This window comes from Solimonas aquatica, from assembly GCF_900111015.1.
GTDB classification, from domain to species: Bacteria; Pseudomonadota; Gammaproteobacteria; order Nevskiales; family Nevskiaceae; genus Solimonas; species Solimonas aquatica.
In genome coordinates, this window is sequence record NZ_FOFS01000007.1 from 165,555 (window position 1) to 192,207 (window position 26,653).

At 66.8% G+C, this 26,653-nt stretch carries 25 protein-coding genes; 3 read left to right on the forward strand and 22 right to left on the reverse strand.

Annotated features, from left to right (window positions below; all coding sequences use genetic code 11):
- Positions 1-83: 83 nt before the first annotated feature.
- The 11 genes from groEL to pip form a co-directional block, all read right to left on the reverse strand.
- Entirely contained in the window at positions 84-1,772 is a 1,689-nt protein-coding gene (gene groEL, locus BMY12_RS10300; protein WP_093285515.1) for a chaperonin GroEL, read from the reverse strand.
- Positions 1,765-2,076, reverse strand: a complete 312-nt coding sequence (locus BMY12_RS10305) for a hypothetical protein (RefSeq protein WP_093285518.1) — start codon at positions 2,074-2,076, stop codon at positions 1,765-1,767. Before BMY12_RS10305 ends, groEL begins: the two co-directional genes overlap by 8 nt.
- Positions 2,077-2,369: 293 nt before the next feature.
- Complete coding sequence (locus tag BMY12_RS10310; protein ID WP_093285520.1) at positions 2,370-3,425, reverse strand: FAD-binding oxidoreductase; 1,056 nt, start codon at positions 3,423-3,425, stop codon at positions 2,370-2,372.
- A gap of 62 nt (positions 3,426-3,487) precedes the next feature.
- A complete protein-coding gene (locus BMY12_RS10315) occupies positions 3,488-3,784 on the reverse strand; it encodes a hypothetical protein (RefSeq protein WP_093285523.1) in 297 nt (98 codons plus the stop codon).
- Positions 3,781-4,023, reverse strand: coding sequence for a zinc ribbon domain-containing protein (locus BMY12_RS10320; RefSeq protein ID WP_093285525.1), 243 nt, complete (start codon positions 4,021-4,023; stop codon positions 3,781-3,783). Before BMY12_RS10320 ends, BMY12_RS10315 begins: the two co-directional genes overlap by 4 nt.
- A 115-nt stretch (positions 4,024-4,138) precedes the next feature.
- Positions 4,139-4,645, reverse strand: coding sequence for a hypothetical protein (locus BMY12_RS10325; protein ID WP_093285528.1), 507 nt, complete (start codon positions 4,643-4,645; stop codon positions 4,139-4,141).
- Positions 4,646-4,655: 10 nt separating this feature from the next.
- Positions 4,656-5,072, reverse strand: coding sequence for an MmoB/DmpM family protein (locus BMY12_RS10330; protein WP_093285530.1), 417 nt, complete (start codon positions 5,070-5,072; stop codon positions 4,656-4,658).
- A gap of 14 nt (positions 5,073-5,086) precedes the next feature.
- Positions 5,087-6,262, reverse strand: a complete 1,176-nt coding sequence (locus BMY12_RS10335; RefSeq protein ID WP_093285533.1) for a ferritin family protein — start codon at positions 6,260-6,262, stop codon at positions 5,087-5,089.
- Positions 6,263-6,420: 158 nt separating this feature from the next.
- Entirely contained in the window at positions 6,421-6,828 is a 408-nt protein-coding gene (locus BMY12_RS10340; protein WP_093285536.1) for a GFA family protein, read from the reverse strand.
- A gap of 54 nt (positions 6,829-6,882) precedes the next feature.
- Complete coding sequence (locus tag BMY12_RS10345; protein WP_093285538.1) at positions 6,883-8,475, reverse strand: aromatic/alkene/methane monooxygenase hydroxylase/oxygenase subunit alpha; 1,593 nt, start codon at positions 8,473-8,475, stop codon at positions 6,883-6,885.
- Between the two features lie 467 nt (positions 8,476-8,942).
- The gene (gene pip / locus BMY12_RS10350; RefSeq protein WP_093285541.1) at positions 8,943-9,890 is read right to left on the reverse strand and encodes a prolyl aminopeptidase; all 948 of its coding nucleotides are present in this window, start codon (positions 9,888-9,890) and stop codon (positions 8,943-8,945) included.
- 148 nt (positions 9,891-10,038) lie between these two features.
- Here pip and BMY12_RS10355 point away from each other — a divergent pair, with 148 nt between their 5' ends.
- Positions 10,039-11,895, forward strand: coding sequence for a lytic transglycosylase domain-containing protein (locus BMY12_RS10355; RefSeq protein ID WP_245732442.1), 1,857 nt, complete (start codon positions 10,039-10,041; stop codon positions 11,893-11,895).
- On the opposite strand, the gene BMY12_RS10360 is transcribed toward BMY12_RS10355, so the two are convergent.
- From BMY12_RS10360 to BMY12_RS10410, 11 genes are all read right to left on the reverse strand, one after another.
- Positions 11,896-12,387, reverse strand: coding sequence for a DUF456 domain-containing protein (locus tag BMY12_RS10360; RefSeq protein ID WP_093285544.1), 492 nt, complete (start codon positions 12,385-12,387; stop codon positions 11,896-11,898).
- Positions 12,388-12,426: 39 nt separating this feature from the next.
- Complete coding sequence (gene mscL, locus BMY12_RS10365; RefSeq protein WP_093285547.1) at positions 12,427-12,837, reverse strand: large-conductance mechanosensitive channel protein MscL; 411 nt, start codon at positions 12,835-12,837, stop codon at positions 12,427-12,429.
- 30 nt (positions 12,838-12,867) lie between these two features.
- On the reverse strand, positions 12,868-13,737 hold the full coding sequence (locus BMY12_RS10370; RefSeq protein WP_093285699.1) for an NAD-dependent epimerase/dehydratase family protein: 870 nt from the start codon (positions 13,735-13,737) through the stop codon (positions 12,868-12,870).
- Positions 13,738-13,837: 100 nt separating this feature from the next.
- Positions 13,838-15,211: a DUF1501 domain-containing protein gene (locus BMY12_RS10375; protein ID WP_093285550.1), complete on the reverse strand. Its 1,374-nt coding sequence runs from the start codon at positions 15,209-15,211 to the stop codon at positions 13,838-13,840.
- Between the two features lie 39 nt (positions 15,212-15,250).
- Positions 15,251-16,915 (reverse strand): DUF1800 domain-containing protein, encoded by a 1,665-nt coding sequence (locus BMY12_RS10380; RefSeq protein ID WP_093285553.1) that lies wholly within the window; start codon positions 16,913-16,915, stop codon positions 15,251-15,253.
- 203 nt (positions 16,916-17,118) lie between these two features.
- Positions 17,119-18,309 (reverse strand): heme biosynthesis protein HemY, encoded by a 1,191-nt coding sequence (locus tag BMY12_RS10385; RefSeq protein WP_093285555.1) that lies wholly within the window; start codon positions 18,307-18,309, stop codon positions 17,119-17,121.
- Positions 18,306-19,337, reverse strand: a complete 1,032-nt coding sequence (locus BMY12_RS10390; protein WP_177188940.1) for a uroporphyrinogen-III C-methyltransferase — start codon at positions 19,335-19,337, stop codon at positions 18,306-18,308. Before BMY12_RS10390 ends, BMY12_RS10385 begins: the two co-directional genes overlap by 4 nt.
- A gap of 36 nt (positions 19,338-19,373) precedes the next feature.
- The gene (locus BMY12_RS10395) at positions 19,374-20,129 is read right to left on the reverse strand and encodes a uroporphyrinogen-III synthase (protein WP_177188941.1); all 756 of its coding nucleotides are present in this window, start codon (positions 20,127-20,129) and stop codon (positions 19,374-19,376) included.
- Positions 20,126-21,052: a hydroxymethylbilane synthase gene (gene hemC, locus BMY12_RS10400; protein ID WP_093285563.1), complete on the reverse strand. Its 927-nt coding sequence runs from the start codon at positions 21,050-21,052 to the stop codon at positions 20,126-20,128. The genes BMY12_RS10395 and hemC overlap by 4 nt, the downstream gene beginning before the upstream one ends.
- Positions 21,053-21,138: 86 nt before the next feature.
- On the reverse strand, positions 21,139-21,882 hold the full coding sequence (locus tag BMY12_RS10405; protein WP_093285565.1) for a LytR/AlgR family response regulator transcription factor: 744 nt from the start codon (positions 21,880-21,882) through the stop codon (positions 21,139-21,141).
- A gap of 35 nt (positions 21,883-21,917) precedes the next feature.
- Positions 21,918-22,994 (reverse strand): sensor histidine kinase, encoded by a 1,077-nt coding sequence (locus BMY12_RS10410; RefSeq protein ID WP_093285568.1) that lies wholly within the window; start codon positions 22,992-22,994, stop codon positions 21,918-21,920.
- A gap of 452 nt (positions 22,995-23,446) precedes the next feature.
- Between BMY12_RS10410 and argH the strand changes: the two genes are divergently transcribed.
- Together argH and BMY12_RS10420 are read left to right on the forward strand one after the other, a co-directional pair.
- Positions 23,447-24,829, forward strand: a complete 1,383-nt coding sequence (gene argH, locus BMY12_RS10415; RefSeq protein WP_093285571.1) for an argininosuccinate lyase — start codon at positions 23,447-23,449, stop codon at positions 24,827-24,829.
- A gap of 83 nt (positions 24,830-24,912) precedes the next feature.
- Complete coding sequence (locus tag BMY12_RS10420; RefSeq protein WP_093285573.1) at positions 24,913-26,640, forward strand: sulfatase-like hydrolase/transferase; 1,728 nt, start codon at positions 24,913-24,915, stop codon at positions 26,638-26,640.
- Positions 26,641-26,653: the final 13 nt, after the last annotated feature.

Consider the following 26,653-nt stretch of genomic DNA (forward strand, 5'->3'; position numbering starts at 1 on the left):
TATGGTGACGACGAGCAACGAGGGCAGCGGTGGCGGGGCGCCGCCGGACGCTATCGAAATGGCTGTTACAGTCCACTAAAGCCTCAGCTGTCGAAGGCGCCGCCGGCCGCGAGCTTGCGATACACCTGCTGCGTACCCTGGAAGTTTTCCGGCAGCGCCGTTTCGCCGCCGCGACAGACCAGCGCGCCGGTGGACAGCAGCGAGCCCGCCATGCTGGTGGCCACCGTCACGATCTTGCGCACCATCAGGAAGGAATCCAGGACGCCGGCGGCATGCAGATCGCCGTAGCAGCCGCGCGCGGCGTCCAGACCGTGGAAGCAGTCCGCCTCGCTCAGCACGCGATCCAGGCACTCTTCGGGCTGATGGCCGCTGTTGCGCACCACCCAGGCAAACGGCGCCTGCAGTGCCGACAGCAGCGCTTCGGCGCCCAGCCGGGCATCGTCCTGCAGCGTGCTGAGGCGGCTCCTGGCGGCCAGCGCCGCGCGCAGCATGGCCACGCCGCCGCCGGGCAGCACGCCCGTGCTCGCCGCGGCCAGCAGGGCGCGGCGGCCGTTCTCGGCAATCGGCATCCTGGCCTTGATCGCCACGTCCGTCGCCCCGCCCAGCTGCAGGCTTGCGGTGGCGCCGAGCAGGATCTGCAGGCGCTCCTGGCATTTGTCGCTGTGATCGAGCTGGCCGCTGGGGGAGGCCGTGCTGCGGCCCGAGCCTTCCATCTCGCTGCGCAGCAAGGCGATGCGGTCCTGCCGCTCGCGGGCATCGCCATGCGCGCCGTGCAGGATCGCGCTGCCGGCGTCCACCACCGCGCGATCCACACTGCCCAGATCGTCGCGGGACAGCGCGGCGATCGTGCGAAAGCCGTTCTCGACGAACGCGCTGCCGCCGCACAGGGCCGCCAGATCGCCCAGACATTCCTGGCGGGTGTCGCCGAACATCGGCGCTCTGACCACGGTCACATCGACCACGTTTTCGCGGGCATTGCGGACGATGGCGGTGCGCACGCCATCGGAGACATCGCCGGCCAGAATCAGCAGCGGACGCTGCTCGGCACGGGCGATCTCCATGGCCGGAATCAGGGCCTGCAGATCATCGAGTTCGCCATCGTGCAGCAGCGTCAGGGGCCGCAGCAGCTGACGTTCACCCGCAGACGCCGGCAGGCCGCTGGCCAGCAGGAGGCTTTCGAAGCGGTGACCGAGTTTCACGTCCAGCACATCGTGCATGGCATTGCCCATCTCGATCTTGATGACGCCCTCGCTGCCGACACGCGCATACGCATCGGCGAGCAGCGCGGCCAGCGGCGCATCGCCGTTGACGGCGGTGCGGGCCACGGCCTGCAGTGCGTGCTGATCCGCCGGGCGCGCCATCGCCGCCAGCTCGCTGAGCACCGTGGCGCCGGCCATCGCCAGGCCATAACGCATTTCGCTGACATTGAGCGGATGCGAGCTGGCGGCCATGCAGCGCGTCGCCAGCGCCGCCGACAGCACGATGGCGGTGGTCGTGCCGTCACCCACGGAAGCGGAAATGCTGATCGCGGCATCCCGCAGCAGGCGCACGCCCATCTCCTCCTCGCGGCCGGCGACTTCCATGGTGCGCGCGATCTCGACGCCGTCCTTGCTCAGGCGCGGTGCCAGACCGCTGCGATGTTCCAGGATGACATGCCGTCCACCAGGGCCCAGGGTGACCGCCACCACCTCGGCCAGGATGCGCATGCCCGAGGACAGCTTGCCCAGGGCACCGAAGCCGTCGCTCACCCGGCAGTTCTTTCCATTAGTCATCGTCTTGCCTGTTCGTGTTGAGATGCTTCATTGCGCTGCGCCCGACGTCCCGTCGCAGGGCGTGCAGCTTCGCCAGCCGGGCCCAGGTCCACAGCAGCTTGCGCTCCCAGTAAGCCAGGGAGTTGCGGACCTCGATCCCTTCTTCCCGATCGAGGCGCTGCTCGAACAGCGCCTGCAGTCGTTCAATCTGTTCCGCGCCCAGCTTCTCGTGCAGCATCTGACGCCGTTCTTCCAGACGAAGGATTTCCTCATCCAGCGCCCGCGCCGCATCGGAGAAAAAGAATTCGATCTCGTCGCTGCTCAAGCCGGCCTGCTCCCTGGCTGTGCCTTAGAACCTATCCGTGAATTGCGCACGTCTGCGTTGCTGCCGAAAATCGCGCCGGGCAAGGCGCGAAACGCAGGCCTTGGTGGTTCCAAGGCCAAGTTTCGCAACGCCGCACGGCGCGATTTTCGGCGCAACCCTTTCGGGACGGGGCCGTTTTGCCGCAGGGCGGCGTTGGCAGCCGCTTGCTTGGAACCACCAAGCGGCGCGTCTGCCGCCTTGCCCTGCGGCAAAACGACCTCCGTCGCAGACGCGCGCAATTCACGGATAGGTTCTTAGCCGCCACTGGCCACGAACTCCTCGCGGTGGACCCTGTGTTCCGGAATGTTCAGGCGTTCGCAGCTGGCACGCGTGGCCTCGACCATCGCGGCCGGGCCGCAGATGTAGACCTCGGGCTTGCGCGCGAGCGCAGCGAAATGCTGCTCGAAGGCCGTCACCGCATTGCCGGTGTAGCCCTGCCATTGCGGCGGCGGATCCATCAGCGCCAGATGCAGGGTCAGGCGCGGCATCGAAGCCGCCAGCTCGCGCAGCTCGTCTTCGTAGTACAAGGCCGCCTGATCCTGCATGCCGAAGAACAGATGGCATTCGCCGCGATAGTCCTGGCGCGCCAGCCCACGCAGCATGCTCAGCAGCGGCGCAAGGCCGGTGCTGCCGCCGACGAAGGCATGGAGCCCTTCGTCCTGATCGCCGGGCTGGAAGGTGAACGCGCCGAGCGGGGCGCGCAGCTTCAGAACGTCGCCGGGCACGGCGCGCTGCTGCAGATAGGTGGAAAAGCAGCCGCCCGGAACCAGGCGGATGAGGAATTCCAGAAGTCCGGAATCGTCCGCAATGTTGGCGAAGGAGAAGGCGCGCGTCTGCTCGCCGTCCGGCAGCTGCAGCTCTGCATACTGCCCCGGCTGGAACTCGATGCGCTTGGCTTCGTGGCTCACGGGGTCGCGCACCTGCAGCAGCAGCTTGTAGACCGTGCTGGACAGGCGTTCGACGATTTCGACCTGCGCTTCAAGATTCTCGCTGCTGCAGCTGCCCAGGCGGTCGCTGGTGTAGGGGAAGGCCAGCGCCATGTCGCTGCGCGGGAAGGTGTCGCAGGCAACCACGACGCCATCTTCTTCTTCCTTGGGCGAGAGCACCTGCACATTGACGCGATCGCCGAAGGCATATTCGCCTTCCATGCATAAGGCCTTGCAGCTGCCGCAGAAGGCCTTGCGGCAGGAGCACAGCAGAACCACCTGCTGGCGCAGGGCGGCGCTCAGAATGTCTTCGTTCTCCGCGCATTCGAACTGGTGCAGAGCGCCATCCTCGAAATTGGCGGTAATGGTGTAACGGCTGTCCATGCTTTGAAAAAATCCCCGGAAATGAAATTGAATTGACTGGTTCTGATGGCTGAGCGGCCGGCTCAGCTCGGATCGTTCGGCGAAGCTTCATCGCCCGCCGCGATCAGCCGCGCCACCGTGGGGCGCCTGAAGAAGCCGATCTTGCCTTTGGCACTGACGATGCAGCTCTCCACCCGCAGGGCGCTGCCGGTGTGCAGGTGACGGTCGCCTTGAAACAGGTCCCAGCGCAGCAGCATTTCGAGTTCTGTCGCGTAAACCCGGAACTCGCCGTCCTCGTGGATCAGAACGGTGGCGCCGACTGCCTGCGGGAGTCCATCCAGCCTCGGAATGGCCGGGGTGTCGCCGCTTCTGGTGTTCACGATTCGTCTCCGCCCGGCGCGATGATCGAATGAAAGCGGTCGTTGCGGGTGTGCGCGATGTAATCGTTCTTGCGCACATCCTCATCGCTGGGAAACGACACGATCTGCTCCTTGCATCGCGGGCAATGCAGCCTGCCGCCGACGCTCAGGGTCATGCCCGCGGAAAACTTGTGCGCGCAGGCGCCGCACTTGTAGCTGTATTCGAACTGCTTCGTGCTCAGCTCGTCTGGATATTTCATCTCGCTCCTCCCTCGCGCCGGATGACGATGCGGGCCAGCCCGCCGCACTTGGCGAGCGTCCCTCGTGAGCGGGGCGCGCAGGCGCACCCCGCTCACGAGGGCTCGCGCATCGTGGCTACTGGACGTGTATGGGCGTCACGTTACGGGCCTTGCGCAGTTCCTCGATCGGCGTCACCAGATAGTTCTCGGCGCGCAGCTTGAGGAGCTTGCTGACCAGCTTCTTCTCCACCGGGGCGAAGTAGTTGATCGGCATCATCGGCGGCTTGCAGGCCTTGCGGTACGCAACGCAGAGCTGGCCCAGTTCGATGGCGGAGTCGACTTGCGCGGCTTTCTCCCACCAGCTGTTCGCGACCTCGCGGGCGCAGCGGCCGTCGATGGTCTTGTGCAGCAGATCGTCATCGGACAGCGTTTCCTCGGCGTGCAGCTGCGAAACCCGCATCTCGATGCGCGATTCGATCCAGTTGGCTTCCTTCTTGAGATCGTAGGTCTTGCGGTCGGGACCCAGATGCTGCTCGCGGAAGTTGCGCAGCATCTCGATGCCCTCGCGGGCGGTGCGCAGGGTGCCGATCCGTTCCAGCCACTCATCGCGCGTGGGAGTGTGGTACCAGTGCTGTTTGGACATTGTCGTCTCCTCAGTAGACGCTATCGATCTTCGTTTCCAGGCCCAGCAGTTCGTTGGTGAGGACGAACTGATTGCCCAGTGTCATGGCCCGGCCGATGGTGGTGCTGACGTTGACCAGGAAGTCATAGACCGTGTACTTCTTGCCCAGGATTTCCGTGGCTTCGTCGCAGTCGATCACGATCTTGCCGTTGACCTTGATCCACCAGTAGCCGCCCCTGTCGTCGACGGCCAGCGCGGGGTTGTCATCCATCATCGGCCGGATCATTTCATCGACGATGACGTTGATCTCCTCGGTCTTCATCAGCGCCAGCACCACCGCGTCACTGGTGGGCAGCGTGCAGTTCTTCTCCGAGAGGAATTCGTCGACGAAGGCCTGTCCGGTCTTGTTGTTGGTTCCGGAGTTGTATCCGTTGATATTCGTGCTCATGGTCGATCCCCTTCTCAGTAGCCTTGCATCACGTCGGCGATGAATGCTTCGGCGTCGAAGCGGTAGTCGATCGGCTCGGCGAAACGGCGCGCCCAATCGTTGACGATGCGCCGCACCGCGGCCTCGACGCTCGCCTTGCAGGTGATGCCCTCGACCTGCAGCGGCAGCGTCTTGTAGATGGCCAGGAAGGCCTTGAGGGCGGCCTGCGTGCCGGGCAGATAGCGCTTGGTCCAGGCGCGCAGGTAGCGACGGTTGTGCGCGCCGTACACCGGCTCTTCATCGATCAGCATCTTCACGCAGAAGGCCTGCAGGGCATCGCTGGCCTGCTGGTGATAGGTGAGTGCCTGCGACTGGATGAACGGCGTCAGGGTGTCGCCATGCAGGCCCGCCAGGCGCTGGAAGAACTCGCGACGCACGAACTGGCCGAAGATGTGATCGTAGATGCCGTGAATCGCCCACAGCTGCTCGACCCAGTCATAGACGCCCATCCAGATGTGCTGGACGAACTCGCGCGCCGGCTGCCAGATCGGGTCCTGCATCCAGGCCTGCTTGGCGGCGGCCAGGCTCGGGTCGAAGTCGGCGAACAGCTTGCCGAGCAGGATGCGCTCCATCTGGATCATCTGGCCGGCGTCGTTCTTGTCGAAGCCCGCCTCGGAAATCCAGGTCTTCAGCAGATCGGACAGTGCGCTGTAGACGGTGGTCGAGTGCGCGCTGAACAGGCCGTACTCGTTGTAGACCAGGGCGCCGTAGTGCGTGCCGAGAATCTGGTTGCGCCAGTCGGCATTCATCATGCCGGCGTCGCCGCTTTCCGCCCAGCTCTTCATGGTGCGCTCGGCAGTCTGACCTTCCTCGGTCTTCTGCTTGACGTAGGGCATGAACCAGCGCTTGGCCGGATCGCGGAAGTAGAACCAGTTTCCGGCGATCACCGCGGTGGATTCGATGCTGTAGTTGGGACGCCCGCCCGGCCACTTCTGCACCGACTCGCCAACCTCCTGGCTGCCGGGCACCGAGTCCACGGAGTTCTGTGCGTGCAGCATCACGGCCTCATACTCGGTGAGGCGCCGCCAGCCACGCTTGGCGAAGGGAATGTGATCGCGCTTGCTCTCGAGCGGCTGCTCGGGAATGGCGGCCTGGATGATGGTCTGGCGATAGGGATCGACCATTCCTCTGACAAAGCTATTGGAAGACATGTTCTGTTCCTTCGTGAAAGACGTCGAAGTAGCAGGAGCCCACCCCTGCCCGTGCTGGGGCAAGGCTCCGTAAGCGCTGAGGGAGAAACCGGGCCCGGCTCGCGTCGGCGCCGCCAGAGACGGCGAGCCGGGCGCGGCCGGTTCCCGGCCACCGCTGTTCAGCCGGGCATGCGCGCGAAGCTCGGCAGGCCGGCGGCGATCTGATGGAACGGTTGCTGGTCAACCGTGAAGATCGCCACCTGCGGGCCGCCAAAGGCGTCCGGGCGGTCCAGCGTGCCGAGCTTGATCACCGTGGTGCCGGGCAGTGCCGGGGAGTGCGTCACCATGTGGGTGCCGCATTCCGGGCAGAACTCGCGGCTCACCGGATTTTCCAGATCGCTGCGCCGGAACTGCTTGACCTTGCCTTGCAGATAGCGGAAGCCGGAATCCGGCACCACCACGCAGACATTGGGACTGCCACCGGAAATGTACTGGCATTCCCGGCAGTGACACTGGGCGACCAGTGTCGGCTCGGCGTCGATCTCGTAACGCACGGCCTTGCAGTAGCAACCGCCCTGGATTTTCATGCTTGCTCTCCTCTTTGTGATGGATGCGGTGTCGTGCCGCATCCCGCTGGGTGGTCAGTGCGCAGGCTGCCAGTTCAGGATCCGCATCGGATCGGGAACGGTGAAGTTGATGCGCTTGAGATCGTCCAGTGTCCACATGTCGGTGGAACGCAGATGCGGCTGCGCCATCAGGGTCTTGCCGTCGCTGCGCACGCCGCCCGCGGCCTTCACCAGATCCGACAGTTCCCAGCCTTCGAACTGCTCGAAGAAGTTCTGGAATTCATAACGCTCCGGCTCCTGCAGCCACATGCGCTCGCCGTGCGGTTCGGAGAAGGCGAAGCGCTTGCCGTTCTTTTCCAGGAAGCTGGGCTTGAGCGCGCCCTTACCCAGCGTCGGGCAGAACGGCAGCGAGGAGGTGTGGTCGATGAAGATGCCGTGTCCGCGCTGCAGCATCCAGACCGCGCCGCTGAATCCGGAGCGGGGATCCTCGAAGCCCAGGGCGCGCCACTCTTCGTAGATCTTGCCGTAGTGCTCGTACCAGCCCGGATAGTTGGCTTCGAACCATTCCATGTCCTGACGGTCCGGCAGCTCCAGGCGGATGCCGGTCAGCGGCCACAACGCGAAGGCCAGCAGCGCCAGATCGTGATGCGCCCACACCGCGTCCTTCTTGGCATCGGCCAGGCACTTGGGCGACTTCAGGCCGAACTGCTGCAGGCGGCCCAGCCAGATGCCGGCCCAGTCCTCGTACACCCAGCGGTTCCAGGACTTTGCCCAGGGCTCCACCTTGAAGCGCGAACCGTACTCCAGCGCCGCGCCGACGAAAGGCGTGAGGAACTTGTGCTGGGTCCAGAACGCGTTGTCGAGATCGGTCTGCAGATACTTCATCGTGTCCGGGTTGTTCATGATGGAGACGATGGTCTGATAACCGTTGGCCATGTGCCGCAGCTCATCGGTTTCGATCGACAGGAACACGGTCGGGGTGATCTCGTCGCCATTGGCGGCCGCCCATTCGGTCAGCGCCACGATCAGCGGATTGGTGAAGCAGGCCTCGGCCACCAGCTGCAGATTAATCGAGCTTTCCACCGCGTCGCCGGCGAGGAAGCCTTCGCCGAAGGCGCGCTTGACGCCCGGGTACAGCGGGTTGATCGCGCGCAGCTGGCGCATGTTGGTGAAGCCGGCCGGATCGTAATAGTGCTTGCTGTAGTAGTAGCTGACCGAGGCGCACTGATTGACGTGGCGGACCTCGTCGATGACCTGCGCCAGATAACCGTTGCGCTGTTCCGGCGACTGCGCCGTGTCCCACAGCAGCGCCGAACCGGCGAGCGCGCCGTATTCACCGGTTTCGAGGAAGTTGGCAACCAGCTTCATGAACTCGCCCCAGCGCGGATGCACCTTGTTGCCGGCGTCGAGACGATCGAGTCCGTCGAGCAGGGTGCCGAACTGGCGTTCTTCCTTGGCCGACTCCATGCGCGCGTACTCCTTGGCGGTGAGCTTGAACTGCTCGCGCGTGTTGACGTCCATGTCGTACTTGGTCGGATACTTTCCGGCCTTTTCCTTGAAGTCCCAGGTGAAGTCCTGCAACCACTTGTGGACTTCCTGCGGATCGACGCTGCTGGGCGCCGGATTGTTCTTGAGGGCCTGCTTCACAGCCAGGTTCGATGCTGCCATGAGTACTTCCTCCAGTCTTGGTGATACCGCTTGCCCGCCTCAGTCTCCGGCGTCCTCGTTCATTCGCGGTATCGCGGACCATCCTCCTGCGGGATCGCCTGCTCGCGGACTTCAGATCGCAGCCGGTGCTTCTGACGCTATGGCGGCGACATTAGGCAGTCGCGGCAGGCTTGTCGCCTATCATTTGTTAGGAAATATCAGGGGGTGCACCGGGGCGAGAAAACGCAGTGCTGATGCGCCTTTCGCGTTTACATTCTCATTCACATTGGCGGCGTGAATGCCCGCTTTACACGGTGCTTCCGCTGCCCGCCTTGATCCAGGTCAAGCAAGGCTTCGGCTGATCGATGCAGCGCTGCGGCGCCGCCCGGACGCGTCACGCCGCCCTTGCAAGGCGGTGGATGCCAGCGGTGCGTGACGATGCCGCTTGCGGCCGGGCCCGGGCAAGCGCAATAAGAGGAAGCGGTGTCCTACAGCGCGGCGAAGCGGTCCGTGGCGTCCACCAGCCTGGCCAGCGTGCCCGGCTCGCTGGCGGCGTGACCGGCATCGGCGACGATCTGCAGCTCGGCTTCCGGCCAGGCGCGATGCAGATCCCAGGCCGAACGCATGGGGCACACCACATCGTAGCGGCCCTGCACGATCACGCCGGGAATGTGGCGGATGCGGCCGATGTCGGCCAGCAGCTTGTCGTCGCGATCGAAGAAGCCCTTGTTGACGAAGTAGTGACATTCGATGCGGGCAAAGGCCTCGGCGAAATGATCCTCGCCGAAGCGCGCCACCATATCGGTGTTCGGAAACAGCTTGCTGGTCGCGCCTTCCCAGATGCTCCAGGCGCGCGCCGCAGCGACGCGCACGGCTGCGTCCTCGCTGGTAAGGCGGCGGTAATAGGCGCTCAGGTAGTCGTGACGCTCTTCGCTCGGAATCGCGGCCTCGTAAGGTTCCCAGGCATCCGGGTACAGGCAGTTGGCGCCGTGCTGATAGAACCAGTCGATCTCCTGCTTGCGCAGCAGGAAGATGCCGCGCAGCACCAGCGCGCTGCAGCGCTCGGGATGCGTCTCGGCATAGGTGAGCGCCAGCGTCGAACCCCAGGAGCCGCCGAACACCAGCCAGCGCTCGATGCCCAGGTGCTCGCGGATGCGTTCCATGTCCGCGACCAGATCCCAGGTGCTGTTCTCGCGCAGCTCGGCATGCGGTGTGGAGCGTCCGCAGCCGCGCTGATCGAAGAGCACGATGCGGTAGCGCGCCGGATCGAAGAACTGGCGATGCCAGGCTTCGCTGCCGCCGCCGGGGCCGCCGTGCACGAAGATCGCCGGCTTGCCTTGCGGATTGCCGGATTCCTCCACATAGATCTCGTGCAGTTCGCTGACGCGCAGGCGCAGTGTGCGATAGGGCTCGATCGGAGGATAAGGCTTGGCCATGGTGGGGCTCGGTTCGGAACGCCGTCGTCGGAGTGTTTGATTCTCCCGGTACGCGCCGTTTGCAGCAAGCCGCCGGGCCGCTGTCGTTAGACATTCGCGCCGGCAGTTACTACCATCGATTGCAGCCCGCGCCACACCTCGATACAGGATGCTGAACTTGCTGCACGCCGCAAGAATTTCGCTGCCGCGAGGCCTCGCCCTCATCGCTGTGCTGATGCTCTGCGCGGCGCGCAGCGGGGCACAGGAGTCGGCAGGCGCTGGCGCAGGCACCGCGCTCAGCAACCCGACGCCAGCAGCTGCGGCCCCGGCGCCCGTCAGCACGGGTGCGCCGCCGGCTTCGATCGCCGCGCCGGCGGCGCCTGCAGCCCCCAGCGCCGTGGTGATGCCGGCGGTGGCACTGCCGCAGACCGTGCTGCCCGACAACCGCTTCCCGCGTTACGAGGCGCTCAAGCCGGCGGTGAGTTTCTGGACGCGCGTGTTCGGCGAATACTCCGAGCTGCAGAGCGTGGTGCATTCCACGCTCTATCCCAATCGCGTGTTCAAGGTGCTGGATTACCGCCAGGACGCCTTGTGGCAGGACCGCTTCCAGCTCGACAAGCGCCGGCGCGGCGAGGAGCAGGACGCCAAGGAAGAGTTCGACCGTCTGCTCAAGCAGGTGGACGAGCAGCGCTACGCGCCGCAGAACCTCAGCGGCGAAGCGCGGCGCCTCTACGATCTCTATGCCGATCTGCCCGGCGAGGACAAGTACCGCAAGCTGATCGGCACCGCGCGCGTGCAGCGCGGTCTCAAGGAGCGCACCGACAAGGCTCTGGAAGTCTCGGACCGCTATCTGCCGTCCATGGAGAAGACCTTCCGTGGCTACGAGCTGCCGGTGACGCTGACGCGTCTGCCGCTGGTGGAATCCAGCTTCAATCTCGATGCCTATTCCAAGGCCGGCGCCGCCGGCATCTGGCAGTTCATCCCCTCCTCGGCGCGCATCTACATGCGGCTCAACGAGGTGGTGGACGACCGCCGCGATCCCTGGGCCTCCACCGATGGCGCGGCGCGGCATCTGAAGGACGATTACACCCTGCTGCAGGACTGGCCGCTGGCGATCACCGCCTACAACTACGGCCGCGCCGGCATCGCCCGCGCCCTGGACAAGGTGCAGGGTGCCAGCCTCATGGACCTGATCAATCGCTTCGAAAGCGATCGCTTCGGCTTTGCCTCGCGCAATTACTACGCGGAGTTTCTCGCGGCGGTGGACGTGGAGCGCGCCTATCGCGCGCGCGCGGCCCTGAGCGCAGCGGCCAAGCCGCTGGAGTTCGAGGTGGTGGAAACCCAGCACTACGTGCCCTACGACACCCTGCGCCGCCTCTGCGGTGCCAGCGACGAGGCCTTCCAGCGCCTGAATCCCGCGTATCGGCCCGAAGTCATCGAAGGCAAGCTCTACGTGCCGCCGGGCCATCTGATCCGCGTGCCCTACGGCAGCGCGCGCGCCTTTGAGGTTGGCTACGCCAAGCTCGGCGAGCACGAACGCTTCGACAGCCAGCGCGTCATGTATCTGCTGCACAAGGTTGCCAGCGGCGAAACCCTGGGCCGCATCGCCCACGACTATCACGTGCCGCAGAAGGCCATCATCGCCGCCAACGAGCTGAAGTCGGTGCACGCGCTGCGCGTGGGGCAGGTGATCCGGATTCCGCCGCGCGAGGAAGCGCGGCCCGGTCCGATCACGGTGGCGCTGGGCGAGGCCACGCCCTCGCAGACCCTGGAGCAGAAGCTCAAGCAGGCGCGTGAGGAACAGCGTGAGGACGCCGCTTCACGCCAGTACGAGCAGAAGCAGAAACAAAAGCAGAAGGACAAGGCCAGGCTCAGCGTCGCGCGCACCCACAAGGTCGCCGCCGGGCAGACGCTCAGCGGCATCGCCAAGCGCTACAAGGTGTCGGTGACGGCGCTGCGCGAGGCCAACAACCTGCCCGAATCGGCCACGCTGCGCGTGGGGCAGAAGCTCAAGGTCCCCGGCTGATCACAGCCAGTAGGAAATCAGGAAGATCCCGATCATCGCCAGGCTCAGCGCGAGCTTGGCCAGGGTGCCGATCAGCATGCCGAACCAGGTGGCAAAGCCCACGCGTGCGGCTTGTGTGACATGGCTGCGCGCCATCAGCTCGCCGATCACGGCGCCGGCAAACGGCCCGATCAGCAGACCCGGAATGCCGAAGAACATGCCGGCGAAACTGCCGATCAGTGCGCCGCTCAGCGCCTGCTTGCTGGCGCCCACGCGCTGCGCGCCCAGCGCCGAGGCGACGAAGTCGATGGCCACGGTCAGCAGCACCAGCACGCCGAGCAGAATCAGGGTCGGCGTGCCGACGTGCCGGTAATCATCCAGCAGCGCCGCCAGCCATAGGCCGAAGAACACCAGCGGCGGACCGGGCAGTACCGGCAACAGCGTGCCGACCAGGCCGCCGGCAATCAGCAGCGCGACGCCGGTCCATCCCAGCAGCTGCAGCAGCGTGTCCATGGGCAAGGCTCCTGCGCCGCGGCATCGCGGCGACGGTGCTTATTTCTGCTTGAGCAGATCGCGGATCTCGACGAGCAGCCTGGCTTCCGCGCTCGGTTCCGGCGGAGGCGGCGGCGGCGCGGGCGCAGCTGCCTGCTCGCGCTTGAGGCGGTTGATCAGCTTCACGAACATGAAGATCGCAAAGGAGATGATGATGAAGTCGAAGACGGTCTGGATGAACTTGCCGTAGGACAGCAGCACCGCTGCCTTGTCGCCTTCAGCGGCCTTGAGCGTGAGCGCGAGATCGGAGAAATCCACGCCGCCGATCAGAACGCCGATCGCCGGCGTGATGACGTCGCCCACCAGCGAGGACACGATCTTGCCGAAGGCGGCGCCGATCACCACACCGACGGCGAGATCGACGACATTGCCGCGCATCGCGAATTCGCGAAACTCCTTGATCATGCTCATCGGCTCTTCCTTTGGTTCCCGGGTGCTGTGTTATTGGATGCAGGACGGCAGACCGCTGGCCAGATCCGGATAGCGCGGCGTGAACTTCAGCTCGCTGCGCAGGCGATCCGTCTTCAGACGCCTGGATTCTTCCATAAACGACCACATCGCGGGAGACAGTGCGGCTTGTGCCTGCGCGTAATCCAGCTGCGGCGGCTGCGGCAGGCCCAGCAGCTGCGCGCAGCGGATGAAGTAGTCCGCCATGCTGCTGGGCGTGCCGTCGCTGACGTGATAGGCGCGACCGGCGCGGCCGTATGCCGCCGCGTGCAGCGCGGCGCGCGCCAGATCATCGGCATGGATGCGATTGCTGCAGGGCGACTGCTCGGGCTTCACGATCGGCAGCCCCTGGCGCAGACGTTCGATGGGCAGACGTCCGGGGCCGTAGATGCCGGGCACGCGCAGGATGATGACCTCGCCCGCGCCCTGCGACTGCCAGTGCAGCAGCGCGCGTTCCGCATCCAGGCGCCGGCGGCCACGCGCGCTGCGCGGCGCCAGCGCTTCGTCCTCGTCGATCCAGCGGCCCTGGCAGTCGCCGTACACCGCCGGTGTGGAGATGTAGACGATGCGCGTGATGCGGCCGCGCTGCGCCGCCAGCCAGCCGCGCAGGCGCGCATCGCCTTCATCCTGCGTGGACGGCGGCGCGAACCAGAACAGCAGCGGCCAGTCGCCGATGTCCTGCGGCTGATCCAGATCGTGCAGCTGCCGCTGCGCGACGTCCGGCTGCAGCAGGCGTCGGGCATCGCGCAGCAGCGCGTGGGGCGTGCAGGGCGAGTCGTGCAGCAGACGCGCGACGCGCATGCCGATATCGCCGTAGCCGGCGATCAGCGCACGTGGCGGCAGCAGGGAGAAAAGTCCGGACATGGCCGGCAGTGTAACGCCGGCCTGCTGCGTCAGCGTGCAGCGGCCGCGCCTTTGCGAAGCGACAGGCCCAAGGGCAGCGATGCCCTTGGCCATCGCCCTGTCAGCTGCTCATGAAACCGATGTTGCGCGTGCTGAAATTGCGCAGATTGGGGAACACGGTGTCGAGATCGGCCGAGGACACGCCGAACCAGCTGGCCAGGGTCGCGCCCAGCTGTTCGGTCGAGTAGTAGGGAATCACGCGGCCGGAGCCGGCATCATCGCTGTTGTTGAGCAGCAGCGAGGGCATGGCGCCGTAGACGCCGCCGCCGGTCACGCCACCGCCGATCACCAGCGACTGCGAACCCCAGCCGTGATCGGAGCCGTCGCTGTTGGCGGTCAGGGTGCGGCCGAAGTCGGTGGCGGTGAAGGCGGTGACATTGCCGCTCACGCCGAGCGCTTCGGTGCTGGCCTGGAAGGCGCCGAGGCTGGCGCTGAGGTCGGCGAACAGCTTGGCCTGCGTGGCCAGCTGATTGTCATGCGTGTCATAGCCGCCCTGGCTGACGAAGAACAGCTGGCGCTTCACGCCCAGACTGCCGCGCGCGGCAATCATCTTCGCCACCATCGCCAGCTGCTGGCCGAGGCTGGAGCTGGGGAAGCTCACCGGCGTGCTGATGCCGTTGAGTGCGGTGGCCAGACGCTCGGCGGTGTTGATCGCGCGGCGCTGCACCTGCGAGACCTGCTGGATCATCGGATTGCTTTCGGCATCGGCCGCATCGAGCAGGCCGGTGAACAGCGCGCGGCGTGCGCTGGCGCGCGAGTCGCCGGCCTGCCAGTAACGCATGCGCGGTGCGCCGCTGCTGCTGAGCACATAGGGCACGGTGTCGATGCCGGCCTGCCAGGTGTTGCGGCCGGCGATGCTGATATTGGTGGCGAGGGCGCTCTGCGCGGCGGCGCTGGCCATCAGATCGGCGACGCGTCCGGCCCAGCCGCTGGGCTCGCTGCCGGCCATGCCCGCCATCACCTGGCGTTGCTGATCGATGTGCGAGAACAGCTGCGGCGGCAGCGGCACGCTCTTGGCCTGGAACTGCGCGCGCGTCAGCGGCGCCACCAGCGGACCGACATTGCCGACGATGGCCAGCTTGCCGTTGTTGTACAGCGACTGCAGTTCCGGACAGGCAGCATGAAAGCCGTAGCGATTGCTGCCGAGCAGCGGCAGCGACAGCAGCGAATTGAGCGAGAGCAGTCCGCTCAGCGGCAGCGTCAGCGTGCTGCGGATCGCGCTGTACAGGCCATAGGCGCTGGCCGAGGTGGGCACCACCAGATTGGCGGTGTCGCAGCCGCCGAACAGGAACACGCAGACCAAGGCGCGGTAATCGCCGGAGGCGCTGGAGGTGGCGGCGAGCGCGCGCTGATAGGCACCCAGCGTGGCGAACAGCGAGCTGCCGGCGGCGATGCGGACACCGAGCTGGAGCAGGCGGCGGCGGTCGGGATTCATGAACAGGACCTCGGATGGCAGATCAGGAGAACGGTTTTTTCAGCGCTGCACATAGGACTGCGGCAGATGCATCAGCAGGTCCAGCGCTTCGAACACCCGCACTTCCGGCTGTGTGGAGGGAATGGTGGCCAGATAGGTGCTGAGCTTTTTCTGCACCGTGGGCGAGGTGCTGCTGTTGTTCAGATACAGATCCAGCTGTGCCACCAGATTCACCGGCGAAGACGCCAGCGTTTCCCAGGGCCGCAAGTCCAGGCTCACCGTGGTGCTGTCGCTGACCGTGCTGTTCTTGCTGGCGCGGTAACGGATCGCGAAGTAGTACAGCGCGGTGCCGCCGTTGTTGACCGTGGACTCGTCGAGGATCTGCAGCTCCGGCGCCACCAGACCGGCATTGGCCAGGGCGCCCGGCGGGCTGTAGTCGGGACGGTAGAAATTGAAGACCGAGGGCGAGCGCAGCGGCGCCTGGGCGAACGCTGCTTCGGGATAGGGGAAGTCATAGCGGCCGTTGCCGGCGCTGGCCTGGAACAGACGCCACATCTGCGCCAGACGGATCAGCGGTTCGCGCACCTTGCCGTAGCCGCTGCTGCCCAGGGCCTCGCTGTCGAGCAGGATGGCCCTGGCCACCGCCAGCAGATCGCCGCGCACGCCCGAACCATTGTTGTTGAACACCGCCGCGACGCGGGCGACATAAGCCGGCGAGGGATTGCTGCTGACCAGACGCTGGATCAGCTGGCGGCTGATGAAGGGCGCGGTGTTGGCGTGGTTGAACAGCGTGTCGAGCACGCGGTTGAGCTCGGCGTCGGCGCTCTGTCCGGCGGCGATGCTGACGTTGTCGATGATGGTCTTGGCGCTGACATCGTGCATCGAGGCGGTGGCCTGCATCGGTGCGGTCCACTGCGCGGTGCCCCAGATGAAAGTGCCGCCGGGCCAGCCCCAGCCGGTCAGGGCATTGGCCTGCTGCTCCACCTGGGTCTGCGTGTAGGTGGCAATGGTGGCGCCGCTGCCGTCGGTCTGCGCGGCGCCATTGGCCTGCAGCTTGATCAGGCCGACGGTGAACAGCTGCATCAGCTCGCGCGAGAAATTCTCGTCGGCGCGGATGTTCTTGCTGGGGTCGGCCTTGCGGCTGCCGAACATGTTCAGATACCAGCCCATCGCCGGTGCGCGCGCCACCTCGCCGAGCAGCGTGCGGTAATTGCCCAGCGCGTTGCGGCTGAGGATGTCGTAGTAGTAGGCCAGCGCGCGCGGCTGGCCGGCCAGCGTGCTCTGATCGGAGACCACCAGAATCTGCGAGAGCGCAAAGGCCATGCGCTGACGCAGCTGATCGCTGCCTTGCACGGCGCAATACCACCAGGCTTCGACGCGCGCGGCCTGCGAGAGCGTGTAGCCCTGCGCGGTCTGCGCGTCCACCCGCGACAGCTCCGAGCAGGGCGTGGCGGCGGCCTGCGTCGCAAACCATTTGTCGTAGCTGGTCTGCGCGGCCAGCGAATTGATCTCGGCCTGCGTGCCGCCGAAGCTGGCGCGTGCCAGGAAGCGTGCCGCCGCAGCGCTGCCGATGGTCTTGCTGGCGGCGGTTTCCATCACCGCGGTGTCGCTGCCCAGCAGGCCGCTGTCGGACGCGGTGCTGCCGGTGCTGCCGCTCCCGCCACCGCCCCCGCAGGCACAAAGCAGGACGAGCAGGAAGGCGGGCGAGCGAGCGAGCAGTTTCATGGGGAGGACCCGACACAGGAAGCTGCAAGCTGTAACGGTTACTGCATCGCGCCGGCGCAGGGCCGCCGCGACTCAAGGGCGTGGATTGACGGACGGAAGGAGGCTTGCGTTTTGCACTACGGGAAACCCTTATCAGGCTGTGCCCGACAAAGGCGGAACGCTGGCGCGGGTGACGGAAAAACGTAAGCCTGAAGCGGCTTTTTCTACGAGGACAGGACGGTGAACTCCAGGCCCTGTTTGTAGAACTGCCGCGCTGCGTCGCTGTTCTGGGTGAGTTCGGACAGTCGCGCCAGTTCCAGATAGGCGGCCGGGCTGGGCGCGACGCGCAGCACCGCGTCGAGATAGCTGCGCGACTTGCCCCAGAGCTTGTTGCGCAGGCAGACGCGGCCGGCGGTGATCAGCAGCTCGGGGCGTTCGCCGTAGCGCAGCAGCCAGCTCTCGATGGCCGCAAGCTGGCTGAGTGGCTCGTCGCTGTGCAGCTCGCCGTAGAGCGTGGCCAGGGTGGCGTCCCAGTCGCGCGCCATCACCTCGCTGATCAGGGCCAGGGCCTCGGCATGCGCATTGAGCCGTGCCAGACCGCGCAGATATTCGTTGCGCACGGACGCCTGCTGGCGCAGCTCGCGCGGCGCGCTGTCCCAGACCGTCTTGAGCCGTTCCAGACGCGCCTGCTCGCGTGCGTCGCGCAGGCAGGCCAGCAGCGCCGGCGTCAGCAGCTCGGTGTAGCGCTGCTCGCTGAGCAGGGCGCGCGCGCCCGGTTCCAGCAGCAGCTGGCGCAGCGATTCGTGCGCCTGCAGGCCGGCATAGCTCAGCGCCAGCAGTTCCAGCGCGTAGGGATGCTGGGCATTGAGGCCGCGCAGCTTCAGCGCGGTGTCGCGCGCGGCGGTGTGCTGGCCGCGTTCCAGCTGCAGCTCGGCCTGCGTCAGCAGCGTCGCGAATTCCATTTCCGGCGCGATCTCGCTGGCCAGACGCAGGTAGTGGTCGCGACGATCGCCGGCGCCCAGCTGCTGCGCGGCGCGCGCGGCGGCCAGGTAGTTGAGATGGCCGGCGTGATGGTCGGCGGCGCGGCGCACCAGCTCGATCTCGGCGCGCTTCCAGTTGCCTTCCAGCAGACGCAGCAGGCCGGCCTCGAAGGATTCCTGCGCCTTGCGCTCGCGACGCTGCGCCAGCGCGCGGCGCACGGTCATGGGCAGCACCAGCATCGCCAGCAGCAGGCGCAGGCCGCCGCCGAGCAGCAGCAGTATCAGCGCCAGACTGCCGATCAGACCCAGCAGCGAGGTCTCCACGATCCAGTGATGGAAGCTGATCAGCACATACCCGGTTTCCGCGCGCAGATAGAACGCGGCCATCGCGCCCAGGGCCAGCACCGCCAGGGCAATCAGCAGCACGCGGATCATGGCGCGGCGGCCAGGAACTGGCGCAGCAGGCCGAGGCTGCGGCTGGTGTCGGGCAGCGGCGGATTGAGGTCCAGCGGCTGCAGGCGCTGCAGCTCGGCCTTGGCCGCGGCCACGCCGGGATCGTCGTCGCGGAAATAAGCGTCGAGCCAGGCGCCGGCGGATTCGGCCAGATCGCGGAAGCTCACGGTGTCACGCCGCAGCAGCGCCACGCGCGCGCCTTCCAGCTTGAGCGCCAGCACCTGCACGATCAGCGCTTCCTGTTCCTGCGTGAGCAGCTGCGGCGCCGGACCGTTGTCGCGGCGCACGGTGAAGATATCGCCCAGGGCCTGACGCACCGAAGCCCAGAGCCGCCCGTACCAGGGCGCGTCATCGGCCACCAGCACCCGCTGCGGATGCGCGTCGAAGCGCGAGGGCGCATGCGTGGCCAGCGGCAGATGCGGCACGCGCTCGATCAGGCTGGAGAGCGTCAGCGCGGCGCCGGTGAAATCGGGCAGCGGCACGGCCTGCAGCTGCGCCCTCTCTTGCGCCAGGGCCTGACGCACGGCGTACAGGCGCGGCTCGCGCAGATTGGCCAGGCGCGCGTCGGCCTCGTCCAGTGCGACGAGGGCGGCCGGCACGTCGCCGGCCAGCTGCAGACGGTCGCTGGCCAGCAGCAGCAACTGCTCCACGGAGGCCAGCTGGAAGCGGCCGCGGCCGCCGGAGAGCTGTTCCTTGAGCTGGCCCAGGCTCTGGTCCTGGGCATCGAGGCGCTGCGCGAAGCTGGACACCTGGCTGCTGCTGCGCTGCGTGCTGGCGGCGAGATCGGCCTGATGCGCCTCCAGGCGGTCGGCCTGTGCTTCCAGGGCATTGAGGCCGCGCACCAGCTGCTGCTGGGTGTCGCGCTGCAGCGCCAGGCTGCTGGCGATGCGCGTGTACAGCCAGGCGCCGCCGCCGGCCAGCAAGGCGGCGAGCAGCAGCAGCAACAGCCAGCGGCGCAGCGAAGCGCCGCTGCTCTCGGAGTCCTCGGTCACGGCCTTATGCGAATCCACGATGTGTTCGATTGAAAAACGGTTGCGGATGCCGGTCTACGACGCCAGCGCTTGTTCCAGGCAATGCAGATAAGCCGCGTCGCTGACCTGCTCGGGCAGCAGCAATGGGCCCTGACAGCCCAGCGTGCGCGCCTGTTCTACCACACGCTGGCTTGGCACAACCAGCCGGGCCTGGCACAGCAGCGCGCGCGCCGCCTCGTCACACAAGGCCAGCAGCTGCTGCAAGGCCTCGCCGCTGGTGAGCAGCACGGCGTCGCAATCCTGCAGCGCGGCGCGGACCCGTTCCGGCGTGTGTGGCAAGGCCACGCGCCGGTACACCGCCGCCAGCTCCACCTGTGCGCCGCGCGCGCGCAGGGTCTCGGCCATCAGCTGGCGCGACTTCTCCCCGGTGACGATCAGCAGACGCTGGCCGGCGACGGCCTGCAGCAGCGGCAGGGCCAGCACGCCCTCGCTGGAGAAAGCGTCCTCGGGCAGCAGCGGCAGCTGGCCGCGCGCCTCCAGGGCGACGGCGGTGGCGGCGCCGATGGCGATGCTCTGCGGCCAGGGACCGGCATCGAGCTGCGCGGCGAACTCCACGGCATTGACGCTGGTGAAGATCCAGGCTCTGGCGCCGTGCGCCTCGCGCAGCTGGCGCGCGGCGGCGGCCGGCTGGCGCACCGCCTCGATGCTCTGCAGCGGCAGGCGCCGGACCTCGGCGCCGCGCGCCTGCAGCAGACGACAGAGGTTTTCGGCCTGCGCCGCCGGCCGCGTCACCAGTACGCGCCGGCCTTGCAGGCTGGCGGCGGCGCTCACGCGGTGTGTATGCCCAGGGCCGCGAGAATCTCGCCGGCGCCTTGCGCCAGCAACTGCGTGGCGAGCTGCGCGCCCAGCTGTGCGGCATGTGCCGCCGGGGCACGCGATTCGCAGCGGATCAGGCGCGAGCCATCGGGAGCGCCGACGATGCCGGTGAGCAGCAGCTGGTCGCCCTGCGCCACGGCGTGCCCGGCCACCGGCACCTGACAGGCGCCGCCCAGGCGCGCGTTCATGCTGCGCTCGGCGGCCAGACGCGTGGCGGAGGCCGCATCGGCCAGCGGTGCCAGCAGCGCCTGTGTGCGCGCGTCGTGTTCACGGCATTCGATGCCGATCACGCCCTGGCCGATGGCAGGCACGAAGCGCTCCACGGCAAAGCTTTCGCGGATGCGCGCGCCCAGGCCCAGGCGCGACAGGCCGGCGTGGGCGAGCAGGATCGCGTCGTAGAGCGCCTCATCGAGCTTGCGCAGGCGCGTGCCGACATTGCCGCGCAGATCGCGGATGGTGAGGTCGGGACGCATCGCGCGCAGCTGCGCCTGCCGGCGCAGGCTGGAGGTGCCCACCACCGCGCCCGCCGGCAGATCATCCAGGCAGGCGAAGTGATTGGAGACGAAGGCGTCGCGCGGGTCTTCGGTGGCGAGGAAGGCCGCGAGCTTGAGGCCCTCGGGCTGCTGCACCGGCACATCCTTCATGGAATGCACGGCGATGTCGGCGCGCTGCTCCAGCATCGCCTGTTCCAGCTCCTTGACGAACAGGCCCTTGCCGCCGACCGCCGCCAGCGGGCTGGACAGCAGCTGGTCGCCGCGCGTGGTCATCGGCACCAGTTCGACCTGCAGCTGCGGATGCGCGGCCTGCAGCCGGCTCTTGACGTGCTCGGCCTGCCAGAGCGCGAGCGGTGACTCGCGCGTTGCGATTCTTAAGAGCATGTGAGGCGTGAGGAGTGAGGCGCAAAAAAGATTAAGGGTGGTGCAATCGCGGTGGGCGCGGAGTTTAACGCCTCACCCCTCCCGCCTCAGGCCTCGGTGAGGAAGCGCCGCACTTCCGCCAGGCGCCGGCGCGAGACCGGCAGCGGTTGCGCGGCGTGCTTCATCTTCAGCCAGTGGTGCTGCTCGCCGTGACGATCGCGGTCGAGGCTGGCGATGAACTTGGTGTTGACCAGGGCCTTGCGGTGGATGCGCAGGAACTGCGGCTGCAGATCCTCTTCCAGGGTCTTGAGCGATTCTTCGATCAGCACCTCGCCGTGCAGATGCGCGACGGTGGTGTATTTCTGGTCGGCGAGGAAGTACACCACGTCCTGCACCGGCACGCGCACCAGACCGTCACGGGTGGTGGCGAGAATGAATTCGCGCTTGAGCGGCTTGTCGGCGGGCGCCGCGACTTCGCGCGGACGCTGCGCGCGGGTGGGCTTGCGCACGCGCTGCAGGGCGTCGCGCAGCTTCTCCATGCGGATCGGCTTGAGCAGATAGCCCTGCGCGGCGGCCTCGAAGGCCGACACCGCGTGCTCGGAATAAGCCGTGGTGTAGATCACCGCCGGCGGCACATCCATTTCCGCCAGCTGGCGTCCCACCTGCAGGCCGTCCATGCCGCCCATGCGGATGTCGAGCAGCACCAGATCGGGCTCCTCGTCGTCGATCACGTCCAGGGCCGACTCGCCGTCGGAGGCTTCGCCCACGACCTCGTAGCCGGGAAACTCCTGCAGCAGACGCTTCAGACGCTCGCGAGCCAGCGGCTCGTCATCCACGATCACGACACGCATGGGGCACTCTCCGTGTAAGTCAGTCCGCCGTCTTTCTAGGTGCGCGGCAAGGGCGCTGTGAGTCGTGACAATACCAGTCTGGCGCGAAACACGCCGCCCTCCAGCCGCAGGTCGCGGCCCAATTCCAGCCGCGCACCGTCACCGTAAATCAGCTTGAGGCGTTGGGCAATATTGTCGACGGCGACGCGATTGCCATGCTTGTTGCCGGCGTCCGGCGGCATGGGGTTGCTCACTTCCAGAACCAGGCGGCCGAAGATCTCGCGCGCGGCGATGCGTACCGTGCCGTTCTGCGCCAGACGCGAGATGCCGTGGTGCACGGCGTTCTCGATCAAGGGCTGCAGAATCAGCTTGGGCACCGGCCATTCCAGCAGCTCCTCGGGAATGTCCCACTCCACGGCGAGCTTGTCGCCCAGGCGCAGCTTCTCGATGCGCAGATAGGCGCTGCACAGGGAAATCTCTTCCATCAGCTGCGCCATCTGCTGGCCTTTCTCCAGGCTGGCGCGGAACAGGTCGGAGAGGTCTTCCACCATCATCTCGGCATCGTGCGGACGGATCTGGATCAGCGCCGCCAGGCTGTTGAGCGAGTTGAACAGGAAGTGCGGTCGGATGCGCGCATTGAGCGCCTGATAGCGGGCCTCGGCCTCGGCGCGCACCTGCATGTTCCATTGGTGGCGGATCCAGAAGTAGCGCAGCAGCAGCAGCGCCACCACTGCGGCAATCGCGGCGTGGCGCAGGATGAAGGGCAGGCGCTCCTCGTTGCCGATGAACTGCCAGCTCATGGCCTGATTGAGGTAATAGGTCAGCTCGGCGATCAGGGTGACGATGACCACCAGCAAGCCCCAGCAGGCGAAGAACACGATGCCGGGCCGCGCGTACTTGAGCCAGCGCCGCGCCCAGCACAGGGTGGCGGCGGCGCAGAGGCTGATCCACTGCAGATACACGGTGAGCAGCAGGCCGCGTTCCACTGCTTCCACGCCGCGGCGTTCGCCCGCCAGGGTCAGCACCAGCGCCAGCATCGCCATCGAGAAGGCCAGCGTCAGCACCGGACGCCCCTCGCAGAAGTTGGGGATGAGATCCAGCCGGTGGCGGCTGAGGGGCGTGATGCGCTGCACGGGCGGGAGCGGGGTTTGGCGGTGGCGCCTGAATTCGGATGCGCAAGCTTCGCAGCGTGGCGCGCGCCGGGCAAGCTGCGGCAGACACCGTACAGCCGGCACCAGGGCCTGCTAACGCTATGGCGGTCGCTGTGACGGAGGCTGTTCTGGCGCAGGGCAAGGCGGCAGACGCGCCGCTTGGTGATTCCAAGCCAGCGGCTGCCAACGCCGCCCTGCGCCAAAACCGCCCCGTCCCTTCCGGGTTGCGCCAGAAATCGCGCCATGCGGCGTTGCGAAACTTGGCCTTGGCACCACCAAGGCCTGCGTTTCGCGCCTTGCCTGGCGCGATTTCTGGCAGCAACGCAGCGATCGTCCATAGCGTTGACAGACCCTGGTCGCCCGCCGGCCCTTGTGACCCGGCAGCGGCGTCTATAATCCGCGTCCCGTTTTGGTATCAGAGCCTCGCGCACATCATGTCCGGCAATCAGAAACTGTGGGGCGGTCGCTTTGCCGAATCCACCTCCGCGCTCGTCGAGAAGTTTTCCGAATCGGTGAGCTTTGACGCCCGCCTGTACCGGCAGGACATCGCCGGCAGCCAGGCGCATGCGCGCATGCTGGCCAAGGTCGGCGTGCTCAGCGAGACCGATGCCCAGGCCATCGTGCAGGGCCTGGATGCGATCCGTGACAGCATCGAGTCCGGCCGCTTCGAGTGGAGCGAGCAGCTCGAAGACGTGCACATGAACATCGAGGCGCGGCTCACCGAGGCCATCGGCGAGGCCGGCAAGCGTCTGCACACGGGCCGCTCGCGCAATGATCAGGTGGCCACCGATCTGCGCCTGTACGTGCGCGACACCATCGATGCGCTGCTGCCGCTGATCGACCGCGTCACCGAAGGCCTGCTGAACCTGGCCGAGCGCGAGGCCGACACCGTGATGCCGGGCTTCACGCATCTGCAGATCGCCCAGCCGGTGAGCTTCGGCCATCACATGCTGGCCTGGCGCGAGCAGATGCTGCGCGACCGTTCGCGTCTGGTGGACTGCCGCAAGCGCCTGAACCTGCTGCCGCTGGGCGCCGCCGCCCTGGCCGGCACCGTGTATCCCATCGACCGTCACTACGTGGCCGAGCTGCTGGGCTTCGACGGCGTCACCGAGAACTCGCTGGACACGGTCTCGGATCGCGACTTCGCCATCGAGTTCTGCAGCGTCGCCAGCCTGATCATGGTGCACCTGTCGCGCTGGAGCGAGGAGCTGATTCTGTGGGCGACGCCGATGTTCGGCTTCGTCAATCTGCCGGACCGTTTCTGCACCGGCAGCAGCATCATGCCGCAGAAGAAAAACCCCGACGTGCCGGAGCTGGTGCGCGGCAAGACCGGCCGCGTGATCGGCAATCTGCAGGCGCTGCTGGTGCTGATGAAGGGCCAGCCCCTGGCCTACAACCGCGACAACCAGGAAGACAAGCCGCCGCTGTTCGACAGCGTGGACACCGTCAGGGCCTGTCTGCAGGTCTATGCCGAGATGATTCCGGCCATCGAGGTCCGCCGCGAGAACTGCCGCGCCGCCGCCGCCAAGGGTTATTCCACGGCCACCGATCTGGCCGACTACCTCGTGCGCAAGGGCCTGCCGTTCCGCGATGCCCACCACGTGGTGGGCAGCACCGTGGCCTATGCGCAGAAGAAGGGTTGCGACATCGCCGAGCTGGATCTGGCCGAGCTGCAGGCGCAGTCCAAGCTGATCGAAGCCGATGTCTACGCCTGCATCAGCCTGGAAGGCTCGCTGGCCGCACGTAACCACTACGGTGCCACCGCCCCGACCCAGGTGCGCGCCGCCATCGCCCGCGCGCGCCAGCGTCCGAGCTGATTTCCGGCATCACAGCGGGGATTGACGGACTTGGCGGGCTAGGGCGGCGCGCGTACAGTGCGCGCCGGTTTTGTGACATTTTCATGAACACTTCCGTCCTGTCCATCCCGCGTCGCATCTGGCCGGCGCTCGCCGCGCACGCGCTTCCCGCCGCGCTCACGGCGGCGGCGCTGTATCTGTCCGTACAGCGCAGCGACGATGCGGTCTGCCTGCTGATCAATCTGGGCCTGTTCGCGGTGCCGGCGCTGCTGGTGGCGGCGCTGTCCGGGCGCCTGAGCTTTGCCATCGCCGTGGCCAGCCTGCTCAGCGTGCTGCTGTGGACGGTGGGCGAGTTCAAGAAGATCTACTTCGACAACCGCCTGGCGCTGCTGGACTTCACCTTTCTCTCCGAGCCGGCCAACTGGAGCATCGTGCTGCGCTATCCGCGCCTGGAATGGGCGGCGGCGGGCTTCCTGCTGGCCTGCGTGCTGATGGCCATCTGGGCCTGGTGGGCGCGGCGCGGCAGCGCGCTGGGCTGGACGGCGCGCGGCGTGTGCCTGCTGCTGCTGGCCGGCTGGAGCACCTTTGCCTGGCAGAACCGCCACTACCACAGCTGGGAAGTGTTCCGCGACGATGCCGATTGCGGCCTGCTCAAGACCTGCGGCGTGATGAGCCGTCTGGTCTATTCCTACGCGATCTTCGAAGTGCCCGACGCCCTGCCCAGCGGCGACCCCACGCTGTTCGCATCCAGGGCGCAGCAGCTGCAGCCGGTGCCGGCGGCGCTGCCCGGCGCGCGCCCCGACGTGGTGGTCTGGCTCAACGAATCCACCTTCGATCCGCGCGACTACCAGGTGCCCGGCGCGAAATGGCCGCGCCTGAAGATGTTCGACAAGCTGCCGGAGACGCGCGCACGCGGCCTGCTGCGCGTGCACACCTTCGGCGGCAAGACCTGGCTGTCGGAGTTCTCGCTGCTCACCGGACTGGTGCCGGATGATTTCGGTGCGCGCCGCACCACGGTGTTCAATGCCGTGGCGCCGCATGTGCAGGACAATCTGCCGCAGCGCTTCCGCGCCAGCGGTTATCGCGCCATCGTGCTGATGCCGACCATGAAGCGCTTCTACGGCGCCGCGCGCACCTACGAGGCCATGGGTTTCGAGCAGGTGCTGACCCTGCGCGATTTCCCCGAGTACGACAACATTCCCGGCGACGAATGGGATATCGCCGAGAGCGATCGTCTCGCCGAGGCGGCGGTGACCCTGCTCAAGCGCAATGCCCAGGCCAGCGCCGGTGAGCATCGTCCGCTGTTCCTGTACATGCTCTCCATCCACGAGCACGCGCCGTACTCGAAGAAAACCAAGCCGCTGCCGGGCCTGGTCAAGACCGGCCTCAAGCCCTCGCTGGCGGCCAAGCTCAGCGATTACCAGGCCAAGCTCGCCAAGCTGGATCGCGGCATCGGCATGCTGGAAGCCTGGATGAGCCAGCAGTCGCATCGCACGCTGTGGGCCTACTTCGGCGATCATCAGGCTTACTTCGAAGAACCGCAGCCGCCGTATGCCTACGCGCTGCCGCAGCCGGACTACGTCACGCAGTACCAGATCCGCGCCAACTTTCGTCCGCTCAATCCTGTCGACGCGCCGGGCTTTCTGGATATCGCCCTGCTGCCCTCGCTGATTGCCGACTATGCCGGCCTGGAGCGCGACACCTACTTCGACGGGCTGTCGGCGATGCGCCGGCTCTGCGAAGGCAGGCTCGAAGACTGCGCGGACAGCGCGCTCAAGGACAGCTTCAAGGGCTGGGTCTACCGCCCGCAGCTGGCCTTGCTGGGGCATTGAGGCGCTGCGAAAG

Coding starts and splice junctions, on each gene's coding strand:
- hemC (WP_093285563.1), bottom strand. CDS start 21,052: ATGCTCTTAAGAATCGCAACGCGCGAGTCACCGCTCGCGCTCTGGCAG.
- BMY12_RS10370 (WP_093285699.1), bottom strand. CDS start 13,737: ATGTCCGGACTTTTCTCCCTGCTGCCGCCACGTGCGCTGATCGCCGGC.
- BMY12_RS10355 (WP_245732442.1), top strand. CDS start 10,039: ATGCTGAACTTGCTGCACGCCGCAAGAATTTCGCTGCCGCGAGGCCTC.
- argH (WP_093285571.1), top strand. CDS start 23,447: ATGTCCGGCAATCAGAAACTGTGGGGCGGTCGCTTTGCCGAATCCACC.
- BMY12_RS10380 (WP_093285553.1), bottom strand. CDS start 16,915: ATGAAACTGCTCGCTCGCTCGCCCGCCTTCCTGCTCGTCCTGCTTTGT.
- groEL (WP_093285515.1), bottom strand. CDS start 1,772: ATGACTAATGGAAAGAACTGCCGGGTGAGCGACGGCTTCGGTGCCCTG.
- BMY12_RS10375 (WP_093285550.1), bottom strand. CDS start 15,211: ATGAATCCCGACCGCCGCCGCCTGCTCCAGCTCGGTGTCCGCATCGCC.
- BMY12_RS10360 (WP_093285544.1), bottom strand. CDS start 12,387: ATGGACACGCTGCTGCAGCTGCTGGGATGGACCGGCGTCGCGCTGCTG.
- BMY12_RS10335 (WP_093285533.1), bottom strand. CDS start 6,262: ATGTCTTCCAATAGCTTTGTCAGAGGAATGGTCGATCCCTATCGCCAG.
- BMY12_RS10310 (WP_093285520.1), bottom strand. CDS start 3,425: ATGGACAGCCGTTACACCATTACCGCCAATTTCGAGGATGGCGCTCTG.
- BMY12_RS10320 (WP_093285525.1), bottom strand. CDS start 4,023: ATGAAATATCCAGACGAGCTGAGCACGAAGCAGTTCGAATACAGCTAC.
- BMY12_RS10420 (WP_093285573.1), top strand. CDS start 24,913: ATGAACACTTCCGTCCTGTCCATCCCGCGTCGCATCTGGCCGGCGCTC.
- BMY12_RS10325 (WP_093285528.1), bottom strand. CDS start 4,645: ATGTCCAAACAGCACTGGTACCACACTCCCACGCGCGATGAGTGGCTG.
- mscL (WP_093285547.1), bottom strand. CDS start 12,837: ATGAGCATGATCAAGGAGTTTCGCGAATTCGCGATGCGCGGCAATGTC.
- BMY12_RS10330 (WP_093285530.1), bottom strand. CDS start 5,072: ATGAGCACGAATATCAACGGATACAACTCCGGAACCAACAACAAGACC.
- BMY12_RS10345 (WP_093285538.1), bottom strand. CDS start 8,475: ATGGCAGCATCGAACCTGGCTGTGAAGCAGGCCCTCAAGAACAATCCG.
- BMY12_RS10340 (WP_093285536.1), bottom strand. CDS start 6,828: ATGAAAATCCAGGGCGGTTGCTACTGCAAGGCCGTGCGTTACGAGATC.
- pip (WP_093285541.1), bottom strand. CDS start 9,890: ATGGCCAAGCCTTATCCTCCGATCGAGCCCTATCGCACACTGCGCCTG.
- BMY12_RS10405 (WP_093285565.1), bottom strand. CDS start 21,882: ATGCGTGTCGTGATCGTGGATGACGAGCCGCTGGCTCGCGAGCGTCTG.
- BMY12_RS10385 (WP_093285555.1), bottom strand. CDS start 18,309: ATGATCCGCGTGCTGCTGATTGCCCTGGCGGTGCTGGCCCTGGGCGCG.